This is a genomic window from Variovorax sp. J22G73, from assembly GCF_030317035.1.
In the GTDB taxonomy this organism is placed as follows: domain Bacteria; phylum Pseudomonadota; class Gammaproteobacteria; order Burkholderiales; family Burkholderiaceae_C; genus Variovorax.
The window spans coordinates 659,924-675,093 of the sequence record NZ_JASZYK010000001.1; the positions used below are offsets into that span (position 1 = coordinate 659,924).

12 protein-coding genes are annotated in these 15,170 nt (G+C 68.9%); 10 read left to right on the plus strand and 2 right to left on the minus strand.

The window, feature by feature from the left end:
- Window positions 1-33: 33 nt before the first annotated feature.
- The gene (locus QTI51_RS02940; protein WP_116908232.1) at window positions 34-1,176 is read right to left on the minus strand and encodes a DUF2827 domain-containing protein; all 1,143 of its coding nucleotides are present in this window, start codon (window positions 1,174-1,176) and stop codon (window positions 34-36) included.
- A 177-nt stretch (window positions 1,177-1,353) separates the two neighbouring features.
- Here QTI51_RS02940 and QTI51_RS02945 point away from each other — a divergent pair, with 177 nt between their 5' ends.
- The 4 genes from QTI51_RS02945 (at window position 1,354) to QTI51_RS02960 (ending at window position 6,698) form a co-directional block, all read left to right on the plus strand.
- Window positions 1,354-2,511, plus strand: a complete 1,158-nt coding sequence (locus QTI51_RS02945; protein ID WP_116908231.1) for a DUF2827 domain-containing protein — start codon at window positions 1,354-1,356, stop codon at window positions 2,509-2,511.
- The gene (locus QTI51_RS02950; protein ID WP_116908230.1) at window positions 2,508-3,653 is read left to right on the plus strand and encodes a DUF2827 domain-containing protein; all 1,146 of its coding nucleotides are present in this window, start codon (window positions 2,508-2,510) and stop codon (window positions 3,651-3,653) included. Before QTI51_RS02945 ends, QTI51_RS02950 begins: the two co-directional genes overlap by 4 nt.
- A gap of 8 nt (window positions 3,654-3,661) precedes the next feature.
- Window positions 3,662-4,315 (plus strand): hypothetical protein, encoded by a 654-nt coding sequence (locus QTI51_RS02955; protein ID WP_286512925.1) that lies wholly within the window; start codon window positions 3,662-3,664, stop codon window positions 4,313-4,315.
- A gap of 106 nt (window positions 4,316-4,421) precedes the next feature.
- Window positions 4,422-6,698, plus strand: coding sequence for an acyl-CoA dehydrogenase (locus tag QTI51_RS02960; RefSeq protein WP_116908229.1), 2,277 nt, complete (start codon window positions 4,422-4,424; stop codon window positions 6,696-6,698).
- Here the strand turns inward: QTI51_RS02960 and QTI51_RS02965 are convergent.
- Entirely contained in the window at window positions 6,595-7,476 is an 882-nt protein-coding gene (locus QTI51_RS02965; protein ID WP_116908228.1) for a helix-turn-helix domain-containing protein, read from the minus strand. The two genes, QTI51_RS02960 and QTI51_RS02965, sit on opposite strands and share 104 nt — an antisense overlap.
- A 147-nt stretch (window positions 7,477-7,623) precedes the next feature.
- Between QTI51_RS02965 and QTI51_RS02970 the strand changes: the two genes are divergently transcribed.
- From QTI51_RS02970 to efeB, 6 genes are all read left to right on the plus strand, one after another.
- Window positions 7,624-8,037, plus strand: coding sequence for a hypothetical protein (locus tag QTI51_RS02970; protein ID WP_116908227.1), 414 nt, complete (start codon window positions 7,624-7,626; stop codon window positions 8,035-8,037).
- Window positions 8,038-8,191: 154 nt separating this feature from the next.
- Window positions 8,192-11,059 carry an aconitate hydratase gene (locus QTI51_RS02975; RefSeq protein ID WP_116908226.1) on the plus strand — a complete coding sequence of 956 codons (2,868 nt, stop codon included), beginning with the start codon at window positions 8,192-8,194 and terminating at the stop codon, window positions 11,057-11,059.
- 13 nt (window positions 11,060-11,072) lie between these two features.
- Window positions 11,073-11,534, plus strand: coding sequence for a metallophosphoesterase family protein (locus QTI51_RS02980; RefSeq protein WP_116908225.1), 462 nt, complete (start codon window positions 11,073-11,075; stop codon window positions 11,532-11,534).
- A gap of 180 nt (window positions 11,535-11,714) precedes the next feature.
- Entirely contained in the window at window positions 11,715-12,554 is an 840-nt protein-coding gene (gene efeU, locus QTI51_RS02985; RefSeq protein WP_116908224.1) for an iron uptake transporter permease EfeU, read from the plus strand.
- A gap of 9 nt (window positions 12,555-12,563) precedes the next feature.
- Complete coding sequence (gene efeO / locus QTI51_RS02990; protein WP_286512920.1) at window positions 12,564-13,781, plus strand: iron uptake system protein EfeO; 1,218 nt, start codon at window positions 12,564-12,566, stop codon at window positions 13,779-13,781.
- Window positions 13,782-13,813: 32 nt separating this feature from the next.
- Window positions 13,814-15,136 carry an iron uptake transporter deferrochelatase/peroxidase subunit gene (efeB, locus tag QTI51_RS02995; RefSeq protein WP_116908558.1) on the plus strand — a complete coding sequence of 441 codons (1,323 nt, stop codon included), beginning with the start codon at window positions 13,814-13,816 and terminating at the stop codon, window positions 15,134-15,136.
- The last annotated feature ends 34 nt before the right edge of the window (window positions 15,137-15,170 follow it).

Here is a 15,170-nt window from a genome sequence, read left to right on the forward strand (position 1 = left end):
TAGAAGGGTCCTGTCAGGTCCTGAGGGGCCTTGTTATCTGGCGGGGCGCTGCATCAGTGCGAGCAGCAGGGTGTTGTAGGCGTCGGTGGCCACGGCGTTGCCGGGCAGGTAGCGACCGATGAGCGTGCGTTGCCGCTCGCGGTAGGCGAGGGCCTGCGCATCGTGCGTGTCGACGGCCTCGAGCACGCGCGCGCAGCCCGCGGCCACATCGTTGCCTTCATAGAAGTAGCCCAGGTCGGCGCACAGGTGCGCGTTGTGCACCAGCGGGTAGCCCTGCCAGCAGGTCTCCAGGTAGAAGTAGTTGAGCGGGTTCTCCCACTGGTGCGAGACCACGATGTCGGTGTGCTGCGCCAGGAACGCGGGCGTCTCGTGCCGCCCGAGGAACACGGCCTTGTGCTCGCGCACCAAGTCGAGCTGGTTCATGAGCGTGATGAATTCCATGTTGTCCCTGGCCAGCCGCTCGGCGTTCGTGACCTGCAGCAGCGCGATGGCGTCGGGCCGCGCGCGGTACGCCAGCTCGGCGATGAGCACGGGGTACAGGCAGAACTTGACCACGTCGATGTTGGGCTCCATCACGCTGAGCCGGCGCGCGCCGGCGTGCGTACGGGGCTGGTACATGCCGCCTTCGGGCAGTTCGCGGGCGCGCTCGGCCAGAAACACCGGGCTCCACACGAAGGGCACCGCGCGGGCCTCGGTGCGCCGCAGCACCTCGAAGTACGGCTGGCTGATGTTCGCCACCTGCGGCACCATCCAGATGTCGTCGTAGCGCTGGTTCACGAACAGGTTCTGGCCCCACAGCGGCTTGTTGAACAGCATGGCCTCCATGGCGTGCACGTACTCAAAGCCGCAGCAGTAGGACACCAGCCGCGCGCCGCGTTGCTTCAGGTAGTCGGTCTGCGCCGCATCGATCTGCCCGCCGAGTTCGACCAGCACGTCCACGCTGTCCTTCGCGGCCTCGAAGCTCACCGTGGGCCAGCGCGCCAGGTCCCACGGCAGCGCCGCGGTGATGGCGACGGCCGTGGTGTTCACCAGCACCACCGAGCCGACCGCGGGGCAATGCCCGAGCGCTTCGGCGAGGAACACGGCGTTCTGCTTGATGCCGTTGTTCCACAGCGTTTCGGCCTCGTGGTGGAGGCCGATGGTGATGCCGATGCGCAGGCGTGGTGTGGAATTCATGTCATGTGGTTCAAGATCGATCCGGGCGCATGCCTGTTCGAATGGAACGGGATCGGCTGGCGAACTTCATTGTCTGCCGATGCCTGCGAAAGGGAAGTCTCCGGAAGCGGCAGGAAGCCCGCTCATCGAGTGAAAATTGACGGGCGGGCCGATTTTTTCGGTTCACACTTCGCCCCCATGCGAATCGGTATTTCAGTGCTGACCCACGCCGGCCAGAACATCTGGGAAAACGGCATCGGCCAGAACGTGCTGTTCCTGGCGCGCTTGCTCCAGCGCATCGGCTTCGTCGAATCGGTCACGCTGGTCGATGCAGGCGACCAGCAGCAGATGCCGCCCCAGGTCGACCTGGCCGCCATGGGACTGGGCTTCGGCCGCGCGCGCGAGCTGGGCGATGCGCTCGACGTGGTCATCGAAATGGCCGGTGCGCTCGACGTGCAATGGCTCTCGTATTTCAGAGCCTGCGGCGGCCGCGTGGTGTTCCATTGCGTGGGCCAGCCCTTCGTGTCCCTGGCCGAGCCCATCGTGTTCACCGACAAGGGCCACTTCAGCCCGCCCGAGCGTTGCGACGAGGTGTGGCTGCTGCCCAAGGACGAGGTGTTCGCGCCGCTGATGCGCACGCTGCACCGCTGCCCGGTGTTCGAGGTGCCCTACCTGTGGGCGCCGCAGTTCCTGGCGCAGCGCGTGGCCGAGGTCGAGGCCGCGGGCTGGCGCTTCGGCTACACGCCGCGCACGGCCGCGCAGCCGGGCTTCCGGGTGGCGATCTTCGAGCCCAACATCTCGGTGGTGAAGTCCAGCAGCGTGCCCATGCTGGTGTGCGACGGCGCCTACCGCGCGCAGCCCGCGGCGGTGGCGTCGATGCAGGTGCTCAACACCCTGCACATCAAGGACCACCCGACCATGCTCTACCTGGCGAACTCGCTGGACCTCGTGCGCGAGCACAAGGCGGTCTTTCATGGGCGCAACGACTTCGCGGGCTTCATGGTGCAGTTCGCCGACGCGGTGGTCTCGCACCAGTGGCAGAACGACCAGAACTACAGCTACCTCGACGCGCTGCACGGCGACTATCCGCTGGTGCACAACTCGCCCTGGCTGCGCGACGCCGGCTACTACTACCCCGACTTCGACATCGCCGAGGGCACGCGGCAGCTGCTGCAGGCCGTGCACACGCACGATGCGCAACTCGACGACTACCGCGCGCGTTCGCGGCGCGTGTTCGAGTCGGTCGACCCGCTGCTGCCCGCGAATGTCGACGCCTATGCGAAGCGACTGCTGCACCTGGTGGGCGGCGATGCCGGCTTTCGCGCCGATGCAACAGACGCCGCGAGACCCGCATGAGCGAAGCGCAACGCACCGCCATGCCCGCCACGCTCAAGGTCGGCGTGTCGATCTTCATCCGCAAGGGCGAGCAGAGCCTGTGGGAGAACGGCGTCTACCAGAACTGCCTGTTCCTGGTGATGCTGCTGCTGCGCTCGCCGCGCGTGCACAGCGCCGTGCTGGTGGCCGGCGGCGGCGACGGCGGCCCCGCGGACGCCACCGGCTTCCTGGCCGATTCGCCGGTGCCCGTCATCGACATGGCCGCCGCCGCGCAGGAACTCGACCTGATGATCGAGATGAGCGCGCAGCTGGCGCGTGAGTGGTCGGTGGCGTTTCGCGAGAAGGGCGGCAAGATCGTTTCGATGCGCGTGGGCAACGACTACGTGATCGACATCGAACGCATGATCTTCGACAAGCCGCACGGCCTGCTGATTTCCGGCGCGCCGTACGACGAGGTCTGGACCATTCCCGAGTACGCCTCGTCGTGCAAGCCGTACTTCGAGAGCACCTTCCGCGCGCCCGTCAGGCTCATGCCGCACCTGTGGAGCCCGATGGTGCTGGAGCGCGCGCTGGCCCGCACGCCCGACAGCCCGCCCTTCGCCTATGTGCCAGGGCGCAGGCAGTGGCGCGTCGCCATCTTCGAGCCCAACATCTGCCTGGTGAAGACCAGCTTCATTCCCATGCTCGGCTGCGAGGCGGCGCACCGCGCGCAGCCGCGGCTGATCGAGAAGATGTGGGTCTACAACAGCTTCCACCTGAAGGACAAGCCGCTGTTCGTCGGCTTCGCGCAGAGCCTGGACATCGTGCGCCACGGGCTGGCCACCTTCGAGGGGCGCTTTCCGGTGTACCAGGTGATGCCCGGCAAGATCGACGCGGTGTTCGCGCACCACTGGGAGAACGCGCAGAACTACGTCTACTACGAGGCGCTGTACGGCGGTTATCCGCTGATCCACAACTCGCACCTTGTCGGCGACTGCGGCTACCGCTACCACGGCTTCGACTGCGAGGAGGGCGGGCGCGCGCTGCAGCGCGCCTTCGCCGGGCACGACGCCAATTTGCAGGCCTACCGCGACGAGGCGCGCCGCTTCATCGCCACGCTCGACCCCGAGGGCGAAGAGAACGTGCGTGTGTACACGGCGGCGATCGACAACCTTTACCTGTGAGGCCCGCCATGAAACCCATTGCCGCATCGCCCAGGACACCGGTCGCCGCGCTGCTCGTGTTCGCCGCGTTCGCATGCACCGCCGGCACCGCGTTCGCGCAGGGCGTGCTCGTGCCCCCGGCACCGCCTGCCGCGCCGCAGGACAGCCTCACGCGCGCGGCCACCAGCGTGGGCATCCAGCGCTGCCTGCCGGCCATCTCTCGGTTGTCGTCGCTCACGGTGCAGGGCAGCCGCAGCCACGACGTGCTGCTCGACTGGGACCGCAAGCGCCCCGACACGGGGCCGATGTTCTCGCTCATCGGCATCCAGTACCCGAACGCCGGCGTGGCGGCGTCGATCACGGCCATTCCCGAGGACAGCGGCGGCTGCACCGTGTCGGCCGAGCGCATCTCGGTGGCGCCCTTCACCTGCGAGAGCGTCGCGCAGCAGGAGCTGGCCGGCTACCGGGTGACCCGGCTGCTGCCCATCTACGCCGTGTACACCGACGACAAGGAGCCCAGCTCGTCGGTGTCGCTGATCGATTCGCCGCCCGGCTGCCTGGTGATTCGGCGGTATGTGGAATACGGCTGGAAAGCCGCTGCATCGGCGGCTGCCTCGGCTGCCGCAGCCGCTCCCGGGCTGCCTTCAGCCCCCTTGACCGGGCAGATGCCGAAGAAGCGCTGATCGCGCCTGTCCGACACGCAAGGTGGCGCTTGACCGGCCCGCGCCGGGGGCTGCGGGCCGCAAGAATGGCGTCGAGCCGCGATCACCCTCGCGGTAGGAGACAACCATGCCTCTGGCGAAACTCATCGGTCGATGGGCCATGCATCCGTTTTCCAAGGCGCTGCCGCCGCTGGGAGACACCGAGCGCGCCGCGCTCGAGGCCGGCACCGTCGGCTTCGAAGGGCAGCTCTTTGCGGGCAACCCCGACTTCGACGTGCTGTCCGGCGTCGGCCCCAACCGGCTCAGCGAGAGCGAGCAGGCGTTCCTGGAGCGCGAGGTGCGCGAGCTGTGCCGCCTGCTCGACGACCACGCCATCGACCAGGCGCGCGACCTGCCGCCCGAGGTGTGGCGCTACCTCCGCGAGAACCGCTTCTTCGGGATGATCATTCCCGAGGAATTCGGCGGCCTGGGCTTCAGCCACTTCGCGCACGCCACCGTGGTGACGCGCATTGCCACCGTCAACGTGGCCACCGCCGTCACGGTGATGGTGCCCAACTCGCTGGGGCCGGCCGAACTGCTGCTGCGCTACGGCACCGACAGCCAGAAAGACCACTACCTGCCGCGCCTGGCCGACGGCCGCGAGCTGCCGTGCTTCGGCCTGACCTCGCCCTACGCCGGCTCCGACGCGGCATCGATCCCCGACCGCGGGGTGGTGGTGGAGCGCGAGTTCAACGGTCGCATGACGCGCGGCTTCCTGGTCGACTTCGACAAGCGCTACATCACGCTGGCGCCAGTGGCCACCGTGGTGGGCCTGGCCTTTCATGCGGTGGACGAGAGCAGGCCCGAGGGCGAGCGCGAGCTCGGCATTACCTGCGCGCTCATTCCCGTGCCGCACGAGGGCATGGACATCGGCCGGCGCCACCTCCCGATGGACAGCGCCTTCATGAACGGCCCGATCCACGGGCGCCAGGTGTTCGTGCCGATGGACTGGATCATCGGGGGCGAGAAGCAGGTGGGCCAGGGCTGGCGCATGCTGATGGAATGCCTGGCCGCGGGCCGCGCCATTTCGCTGCCGGCGCTGGGCTCGGCCATGCAGCAGACCGCGCTGTACGTGAGCAACGGCTACGGCCAGATCCGCGAGCAGTTCGGCATGCCGGTGGGCAAGTTCCACGCCATTGCGGGGCTGGTGGCGCAGATGTCGGCCGAGCTCTATGCCAGCGACGCCGCCCGGCGCTTCACCGCTGCCGCGCTCGACAAGGGCGAGCGGCCCAGCGTGGCCAGCGCCATCCTCAAGGTGCAGCTGACCGAGGCGGGCCGCCGCGCGGTGAACCACGGCATGGACATCCTCGGGGGCAAGGGCATCATCTCGGGCCCGTCGAATCTGCTGGGCGTGTCGTACCGGCAGGCGCCCATCGCCATCACGGTGGAGGGCGCCAACATCCTCACGCGCGCGCTCATCGTGTTCGGCCAGGGGGCGGTGCGCTGCCACCCGCACGTGCTCGACGAAATGGCCGCGGTGCAGGCGCATGACGAAACCGCGCTGGGCAAGGCGCTCATCGCGCATGGCAAGCACGTGGCGGCCAACCTGTGGCACAGCGTGTTCGGCGCGCCGGTGCTGGGCGAGCCGCCCGAAGACCTGATGCACGAGGCCCGGCTGCTGGCGCGCATGAGCGCCAAGTACGCCCTCACGGCCGACCTGGCCATGGGCATGCTGGGCGGCAAGCTCAAGCGCATGGAACTGCTCTCGGCGCGCCTGGGCGACGTGCTGGCCCACCTGTACCTGGCCAGCGCGTGCATCTGGCGCTACCGCGTCGATGCGGCGCCCGAACTGCTGCCTTTCGCGCGCGCGGCCATCCGGCTGCAGCTGGACGAGGCCGGCCGCATCCTGCGCGACCTGTATGCCAACCTGCCGACCTCCGGGCGCCGCCTGATCGGCGCGCTGGTGCTGCGCCGCACCGCGCACCTGGCGCCGCTGCGCGATGTGCAGCTGCTGGAACTGGCCGAGCTGCTGCGCAGCAACCCGCGCATCGTCGAGCGGCTGGCGCCCGACCTGAGCGAGCCCGCCGCCGGCGGCCTGCGCGACCTGATGCATGCGATGGAACTGGGCGCGCAGCTCGGCGACACCGCCGCGCTCAACAAGGTGCTGCGTCGCACGAATTCGCTGGAGGAAGCGGCGCGTTCGTCGCCCCACCCGGAACTGGCGCTGGCCTACCTGAAGGCGGCCGACAAGGTGATCCAGGTGGACGACTTCGACGGGCCGCCACGAACACCGGCCGCCGGCACCGGCCCGGGCGGCGACCTTAGCCGGCCGAGCGCGACATTTGCGCCGCCAGTGCCACCAGCGCCGCCGCTGTCTGCTCGTCGGCCGGAAAGAACGACTCCACCGCCAGTTCCTGCAATGTGACGTCCACCGGCGTGCCGAAGATGGTGATGGTGCTGATGAAGCTCAGCACGCCGCTCGGCATCACTACCTGGAAGGGCACGGCCACGGCGGACAGCGCGGTGTCGAGCGCGGGCGCGTCGTGGCTCACTTTGGGCGCGGGGTAGCCCGCCAGTTCGTCGTGCAGGGCCTGCAGCGTGGCGTCGCCGGTGGCGGCGATCTGCTGCTGCAGCCTTTCGAGCAGGTGGGTGCGCCATTGCGCCAGGTTGGCGATGCGCGGGGCCACGCCCTCGGGGTGCAGGCTCAGGCGCAGCACGTTGATGGGCGGCTTCAGCAGCTCGGGCGCGGCGCCTTCCATGAGCAGGGGCACCAGCGCGTTGTGCGCCACCAGGTTCCAGTGGCGGTCCACGGCCAGCGCGGGAAAGGGTTCGTGGCCCTTGAGCACCAGGTCGACGGCGCGCCGTGCCGCGGCCATGGCCGGGTCGTCGAGCGAGCGCTGGCGGTACATGGGCGCGAAGCCGGCCGCCACCAGCAGCGCGTTGCGTTCGCGCAGCGGCACCTCCAGCCGCTCGGCCAGGCGCAGCACCATCTCGCGGCTGGGCGCGGCGCGGCCGGTTTCCACGTAGCTCAGGTGGCGGGTCGACACCTCGGCCTCCTGCGCCAGGTCGAGCTGGCTCAGCCGGCGGTGGGTGCGCCAGTGGCGCAGGTGCGCGCCGAAGGGATCGCGCGCGCCGGGCTGGCCGGGTTTGCCAGTTTTGCCAGGCTTGGTGGGGTGGGCGGCTTGGGCGGTAGGGGTGTCCATGGAGCCGCATTCTGGCGCGGCGGCGGCGCGGCGCCATGACCTGCGAGGTCATCGACGCCATGCCCGGCGGGCGGAACCATTGGCTCCAACGCGGCGGGACAGGCCTGCCGCGCCGACCCATCCACCCCGACCCTGAAGGAGTACCCCATGTCCGTCTTCGCATCCCCCCGTTTCCTGCCCCGCGTGATGTGGGCCGACGCCGCCTCCTGCGCCGCCACCGGCGCGCTGCAGGTGGCCTTCACCGGCGCGCTCGCCGCGCTCACCGGGCTGCCGGCGCCGCTGCTCATGGGCACTGGCCTCTTCCTGCTGGCGTACGCGGCCGTCGCCGCGCTGGTGGCCATGCGCCGCACGCCGCCGCGCATGCTGATCGGGCTGGTCGTGCTCGGCAACTTCGGCTGGGCCGTCGCCTGCGTTGCGCTGCTGGTGAGCGGCATGTTCCCGGTCACCGCGGTGGGCATCGCCTGGGTGCTGGCGCAGGCGGTGTGCGTCGTGGTGCTGGCCGAGCTGCAATGGACCGGCTTGCGCCGCACGCGCGGGGCCGGCCGGATGGCGATGGCCTGACAGCCCAGGCGGACGGGCGCCCCTGTTCCCGTCATTTTTCGCCATGAGGAACCAGGCGCCCGAAAGAGGGCACGCAAGAGAAGGCCGACTACAACGGTTGACATTGTTCCCAGATATCCTTGAGAGGCTTCCACGAACACACAGGAGTCTCTCTATGGCCAAAGCACCGGCACACGCCTTTGCGTCCACCCTCAAGACCTTCAAGACCGCATCGGGCAAGTCCGGCAAGTACTGGTCCCTGAAAGAGCTGGCCAAGCAATACCCGACCATCGAACGCCTGCCGGTTTCCATCCGCATCGTGCTCGAATCGGTGCTGCGCAACTGCGACGGCCAGAAGGTTTCGGCCAAGCACGTCGAAGAGCTGGCCCACTGGGCGCCCAACGCCGAGCGCGTCGACGAAATTCCGTTCGTCGTCACCCGCGTGGTGCTGCAGGACTTCACCGGCGTGCCGCTGCTGGCCGACCTGGCCGCCATGCGCAGCGTGGCCGAAAAGCTGGGCAAGTCGCCCAAGACCATCGAGCCGCTGGTGCCCGTCGACCTGGTGGTCGACCACTCGGTGATGGTCGACTACTACGGCACGCCCAAGGCGCTCGACCTGAACATGAAGCTGGAGTTCCAGCGCAACAACGAGCGCTACCAGTTCATGAAGTGGGGCATGCAGGCCTTCGACACCTTCCGCGTGGTGCCCCCGGGCTTCGGCATCGTGCACCAGGTGAACCTCGAGTACTTTGCGCGCGGCGTGTACACCAGCCCGAACGACAAGGCCGACGTGCCCACCTACTACCCCGACTCGCTGGTGGGCACCGACAGCCACACCACCATGATCAACGGCGTGGGCGTGGTCGGCTGGGGCGTGGGCGGCATCGAGGCCGAGGCCGCCATGCTGGGCCAGCCCGTGTACATGCTGACGCCTGACGTGGTCGGCTTCGAGCTCACCGGCAAGCTGCGCGAAGGCGTCACGGCCACCGACCTGGTGCTGTACGTCACGGCCATCCTGCGCGCCGAGAAGGTGGTGGGCAAGTTCGTCGAGTTCTTCGGCCCGGGCGCCGCGTCCATCGCCGTGCCCGACCGCGCGACCATCGGCAACATGGCGCCCGAGTACGGCGCGACCATGGGCTTCTTCCCGGTCGATGACATGACGGTGGCCTACTTCGAAGGCACCGGCCGCACCAAGGAAGAGGTCGAGCGTTTTGCCGCCTACTACAAGGCGCAGGGCCTGTACGGCATGCCCGCGCCCGGCGACATCGACTACACCAAGATCGTGCGCCTCGACCTGGGCACCGTGTCGCCCAGCCTGGCCGGCCCGAAGCGCCCGCAGGACCGCATCGACCTGGGCCACCTGTCGACCAAGTTCTCGGAGCTGTACAGCAAGCCCAACGACGCCAACGGTTTCAACCAGCCTGCCGACAGGCTCAAGCTGCGCTACCCGCTGGTCACGGCCGCGCAGGGCAGCGACGACGAAGCCGCCGCGCCGCCCGCCGGCTCGCCGCGCGACGTGGTCGAGATGGTGGCCAACCGCTCGACCAAGGCCGCCGCGCACACCAGCGCCACCGCACCCACCGCGCCCAAGGGCGAAGTCACCATCGGCAACGGCGACGTGCTCATCGCGGCCATCACCTCGTGCACCAACACTTCCAACCCCAGCGTGATGCTGGCGGCCGGCCTGCTGGCCAAGAAGGCGGTGGAGGCGGGGCTCACGGTCAAGCCGCACATCAAGACCTCGCTGGCGCCGGGCTCGCGCATCGTCACCGAATACCTCGAGAAGGCCGGCCTGCTGCCCTACCTGGAAAAGCTGGGCTTCTACCTGGCCGGCTACGGCTGCACCACCTGCATCGGCAACGCCGGCGACCTGACGCCCGAGATCAACGAAGCCATCACCAAGAACGACCTGATCGGCGCGGCCGTGCTCTCGGGCAACCGCAACTTCGAGGCGCGCATCCACCCGAACCTGAAGGCCAACTTCCTGGCCTCGCCGCCGCTGGTGGTGGCCTTTGCCATTGCCGGCAACGTCATGACCGACCTGATGACCCAGCCCGTGGGCAAGGGCAAGGGCGGCAAGGACGTGTACCTGGGCGACATCTGGCCCACGCCGAAAGAGATTGACGACAACCTGCGCTATGCCATGAACGCCAAGTCGTTCCGCGCGAACTACGACAAGGTCAAGACCGACCCGGGCAAGTTCTGGAGCAGCATCAAGGGCACCAACGGGCAGGTCTACGACTGGCCGAAGTCGACCTACATCGCCGAGCCGCCGTTCTTCGAGGGCTTCAAGATGAAGCCGCACGCGGCCGACGCGGGCTTCAAGAGCGCGCGCATCATGGCGCTGTTCGGCGACTCGATCACCACCGACCACATCTCGCCGGCCGGCTCCATCAAGGAAAGCTCGCCCGCGGGCATCTGGCTGAAGGCGCACGGCGTGCCCAAGGCCGACTTCAACAGCTACGGCTCGCGCCGCGGCAACCATGACGTGATGATGCGCGGCACCTTCGCCAACGTGCGCATCAAGAACCTCATGATTCCGCCGGACGCCAACGGCACGCAGGAAGAGGGCGGCGTCACGCTGTTCCAGCCCGGCAACCAGAAGATGTTCATCTACGACGCCGCCATGAAGTACATGGAAGAGGGCACCCCCACGGTGGTGTTCGGCGGCGAGGAATACGGCACCGGCTCGTCGCGCGACTGGGCGGCCAAGGGCACGCAGCTGCTGGGCATCAAGGCCGTGGTGGCGCGCAGCTTCGAGCGCATCCACCGCGCCAACCTGGTGGGCATGGGCGTGCTGCCGCTGCAGTTCCGCGGCGCCGATTCGTGGCAGACGCTGGGCCTCACGGGCGACGAGAAGATCGACGTGGTCATCGGCAGCGAGCTGAAGCCGCAGATGGACGTGAAGCTGGTGGTGCACCGCCCCGACGGCACGCACCAGGAGGTGACGGTGCGCCTGCGCATCGACACGCCGATCGAGGTCGACTACTACAAGCACGGCGGCATCCTGCCGTTCGTGCTGCGGCAGCTGCTGGCGGCGTGACGCCGTCGATGCCTTGATCCGCGTCGGGCTCATCTCCGACACCCACGGCCTGCTGCGCCCGCAGGCCGTGGAAGCCCTGCGGGGCAGCGACTTCATCGTGCACGGCGGGGACATCGGCAACGCCGGCATCCTCGAAGCGCTGCGCGCGATGGCGCCGCTGACGGTGGTTCGCGGCAACAACGACCGCGAGCCCTGGGCGGCGGGCATCGCCGAGACCGAACGCGTGGTGTTCGGCGGCATTGGCCTTTACGCCATCCACGATCTCTCGCAGCTCGACATCGCCCCGCGCGCCGCCGGCGTGCGCGTGGTGGTCTCGGGCCATTCGCACAAACCGAAGGTGGAAGAGCGCGACGGCGTGCTCTACGTGAACCCGGGCAGCGCGGGGCCGCGGCGCTTCAGCCTGCCCATCGCGGTGGCCGAGCTGACGATCGACGGCGACGCCGTCAGCGCGCGCATCGTCGAACTCGCCGTGTGAGCGATCAGCGCCCAGCGGCCTGGTCGGGAGCAATCATTACCATTCGGTAAGTTAAAGCCCCTAGATGAGAATGTCTCTTATTTGATGGGTTATGCTCGTTCGCTCCTCCGAGGGGCCAACGCCAAGCGCTGCTGACCGTGCCGGCTCCGGGGACTCCTCCTGCCCTGAATTGCGATGCCGATGCTCATCCCCTTTCTCATCATGCTGCGCGAAGGCATCGAAGCCGCGCTGATCGTCGGCATCGTCGCCAGCTACCTCAAGCAAAGCGGACGCGGCGCGCTGATGCCCGCGGTGTGGGTCGGCGTGCTGCTGGCCACCGCGCTGTCGCTGTTCGCGGGGGCCGGCCTGCAACTGCTGGCGGCGGAGTTTCCGCAGAAGCAGCAGGAGCTGTTCGAAGGCGTGGTCGGGCTCATCGCCGTGGTCATGCTGACCTCGATGGTGTTCTGGATGCGCAAGGCCGCGCGCTCCATCAAGGGCGAGTTGCAGGCCTCCATCGACAAGGCGCTGACCCGGGGCGCGGACGGCCAGGGCTGGGCGCTCATCGGCATGGTGTTTCTCGCCGTGGCGCGCGAAGGGCTGGAGTCGGTGTTCTTCCTGCTGGCGGTGTTCCAGCAGAGCAGCGGCTGGGAAGCGCCCGTGGGCGCGCTGGCCGGCATCGCGGTGTCGGTGGCGATCGGCTGGGGCCTGTACTCGGGCGGCGTGCGGCTCGACCTACGCCGCTTCTTCCGCTACACGGGCCTGTTCATTCTCCTGGTGGCCGCGGGCCTGCTGGCCGGCGTGCTGCGCAAGCTGCACGAAGGCGGCGTGTGGAACCACCTGCAGACGGTGGTGTTCGACATGAGCGACACGCTGCCCATGGACAGCCCCGTGGGCGCCGTGCTCTCGGGCCTGCTGGGCTACCAGGCCGCGCCCGTGGTGGGCGAGGTGGTCGTGTACCTGGCCTTCCTGGCCGTGGCCCTGTTCTTCTTCCTGCGCTCGGCCTCCACGCCGCCGGCGCCACGCGCGGCCGCGGCCGGCTGAAAACCTTCGATGTCTTCCTCTCCTTCTTCTTCCCCGTCCCCCGACTCCAAAGCCGTCTCGTCCACCCTGATGCGCGTGGCGGTGGCCGCGTCGGCGCTGCTGGTGGTCGCCGGGCTCGCGGCCTTCTGGTACGCCTCCAAAGAGGCCCAGAAGGCGCCAGCCAAGGCGGCCGACAACGCCGTGACCGTCACCATCCAGGGCAACGCCTGCGAGCCCAACGAGATCACCGTGCCCGCGGGGCGCACCACCTTCACCATCGTCAACAAGTCGAATCGCGCGCTGGAGTGGGAAATTCTCGACGGCGTCATGGTGGTGGAAGAGCGCGAGAACATCGCGCCGGGCTTCTCGCAGACCATGACCGTGAAGCTGCAGCCGGGTGAATTCGCCATCACCTGCGGCCTGCTGAGCAACCCGCGCGGCACGCTGCGCGTGACGCCCTCGGCCGCTTCCGACGCCGAGGCGGCGCGGCCGTCGCTGGTCAACTACGTGGGCGCGCTGGCCGAGTACCAGGTGTTCCTGCGGCTGGAGGCCGGCTCGCTCGACGACGCGGTGCACGCGCTGGCCGACGCCGTGAAGGCCGGCGACCTGCAGCAGGCTAGGGCGCTCTACGCCCCCGCGCACCAGGCCTACAAGCGCATCGAGCCGATGGCCGAGCTGTTCGCCGACCTGGACACCCGCATCAACGCGCGTGCCGACTACTTCGAGAAGCGCGAGGCCGACGCCGGCTTCACCGGCTTCCACCGCATCGAGTACGCGCTGTACAGCCAGAACGACGTGAAGTCGCTCGGGCCGGTGGTCGCGCAGCTCACGGCCGACATCGGCGTGCTCAAGGAGCGCCTGCGCGCGCTGAACATGCCGCCGGAGCGCCTGGCCGGCTCGGCCTCGAAGCTGCTGCGCCGCGTGGCCGACAACCTGCCCGCGGGCGGCGAAGACCACTACGGGCATGCCGAACTGGTGAACCTGCAGGGCACCTACGAAGGCACGAAGAAGATCGCGGAGCTGCTGCAGCCGCTGCTGGTGAAGGCCGCGCCCGCGCTGCAGCAGCGCGTGGACGAACGCTTCGCCGCCTTCGACGCCGCGCTGGCGCCGTACCGCGACAGCAAAGGCGACGGCGAGGGCTTCAAGCTGGCGCCGCTGGACGAAGCACAGCGCAAGGCGCTGGCCGAGCCGGTGCGCGCGCTGGCGGAAGCGCTGGGCCAGGTGAACGCCGCGCTCGGCCTGGAATGAGCCGAGCGCACAGCAAGAGCGAGAACATCTCCATGGACAAGCCGAAGAACGACACCGCCGTCCCCGCCGAAGGGCAACCCGCATCCCCGCACCGCCGCCGCATGCTCGGCGCCGCGGGCGTGGCATTCGCCGGGCTCGCGGCCGCCGCGCATGCCGCCGCACCTTCGGGCGCACCCAAGGCCCCCGACAGCGGCGCCCAGGTCACCGACGCCCCCGAGAGCACCCACACGCAAGACCGCGTGCCCTTCCGCGGCAAGCACCAGGCGGGCATCGTCACGCCGCGCCCGACGGCCGGCATGATCGCCTCGTTCTTCGTGCTGGCCGAGAACCGCGCCGACCTGGAGCGGCTTTTCAAGACGCTCACCGAGCGCATCGCCTTTCTCACGCAGGGCGGCCCGCAGACCGACCCCGACCCCAAGCTGCCACCCGCGGGCTCCGGCATCCTCGGGCCGGTGGTGCAGCCCGACGGGCTCACGGTGACGGTGTCGGTCGGCACCTCGCTGTTCGACGAGCGCTTCGGCCTGGCCAAAAGGAAGCCGGTGCGCCTGAACCAGATGCAGCGCCACCCGAACGACGCGTTGGACGCCGCGCTGTGCCATGGCGACCTGTCGATCCAGTTCTGCGCCAACACGCCCGACACCAACATCCACGCGCTGCGCGACATCATCAAGAACACGCCCGACCTGCTGGTGCTGCACTGGAAGCAGGAAGGCACCGTGCCGCCGATTGCGGCGGTGCCCGGCAAGCCTTCGGAAAGCGCGCGCAACTTCCTCGGTTTCAGGGACGGTTCGGCCAACCCCGACTCGGCCGACAACACGCTCATGGACACCATCGTGTGGGTGCAGCCCGCCAGCGACGAGCCGGCCTGGGCCGTGGGCGGCAGCTACCAGGCGGTGCGCATCATCCGCAACTTCGTGGAGCGCTGGGACCGCACGCCGCTGCAGGAGCAGGAGGCCATCATGGGCCGGCTGAAGCCCACCGGCGCGCCCATGGACGGCGGCAAGACCGAGCACGACGTGCCCGACTACGCGAAAGACCCCGAAGGCAAGCGCACGCCGATGGACGCGCACATCCGCCTGGCCAATCCGCGCACCCGGGCCTCCGACAAGAACCTGATGCTGCGCCGGCCCTTCAACTACTCCAACGGCGTCACCAAATCGGGCCAACTGGAGATGGGGCTGCTGTTCATCTGCTACCAGGCCAACCTGGAGAACGGCTTCATCGCCGTGCAGACGCGCCTGGACGGGGAGCCGCTCGAGGAGTACATCAAGCCCATCGGCGGCGGCTTCTTCTTCACGCTGCCGGGCGTGCAGGACGAGCGCGACTGGCTGGGGCGCAGCCTGATGGCCGGCTGATCGCGGCCTGAATCACGGCCTGAATCACGGCTTT

Bases quoted from the DNA above. Each gene is read 5' to 3' on its own strand.
- QTI51_RS02975 (WP_116908226.1), top strand. From the start codon at position 8,192: ATGGCCAAAGCACCGGCACACGCCTTTGCGTCCACCCTCAAGACCTTC.
- efeB (WP_116908558.1), top strand. From the start codon at position 13,814: ATGGACAAGCCGAAGAACGACACCGCCGTCCCCGCCGAAGGGCAACCC.
- QTI51_RS02955 (WP_286512925.1), top strand. From the start codon at position 3,662: ATGAAACCCATTGCCGCATCGCCCAGGACACCGGTCGCCGCGCTGCTC.
- QTI51_RS02950 (WP_116908230.1), top strand. From the start codon at position 2,508: ATGAGCGAAGCGCAACGCACCGCCATGCCCGCCACGCTCAAGGTCGGC.
- QTI51_RS02965 (WP_116908228.1), bottom strand. From the start codon at position 7,476: ATGGACACCCCTACCGCCCAAGCCGCCCACCCCACCAAGCCTGGCAAA.
- QTI51_RS02945 (WP_116908231.1), top strand. From the start codon at position 1,354: ATGCGAATCGGTATTTCAGTGCTGACCCACGCCGGCCAGAACATCTGG.
- efeO (WP_286512920.1), top strand. From the start codon at position 12,564: ATGTCTTCCTCTCCTTCTTCTTCCCCGTCCCCCGACTCCAAAGCCGTC.
- QTI51_RS02970 (WP_116908227.1), top strand. From the start codon at position 7,624: ATGTCCGTCTTCGCATCCCCCCGTTTCCTGCCCCGCGTGATGTGGGCC.
- QTI51_RS02940 (WP_116908232.1), bottom strand. From the start codon at position 1,176: ATGAATTCCACACCACGCCTGCGCATCGGCATCACCATCGGCCTCCAC.
- QTI51_RS02960 (WP_116908229.1), top strand. From the start codon at position 4,422: ATGCCTCTGGCGAAACTCATCGGTCGATGGGCCATGCATCCGTTTTCC.
- efeU (WP_116908224.1), top strand. From the start codon at position 11,715: ATGCTCATCCCCTTTCTCATCATGCTGCGCGAAGGCATCGAAGCCGCG.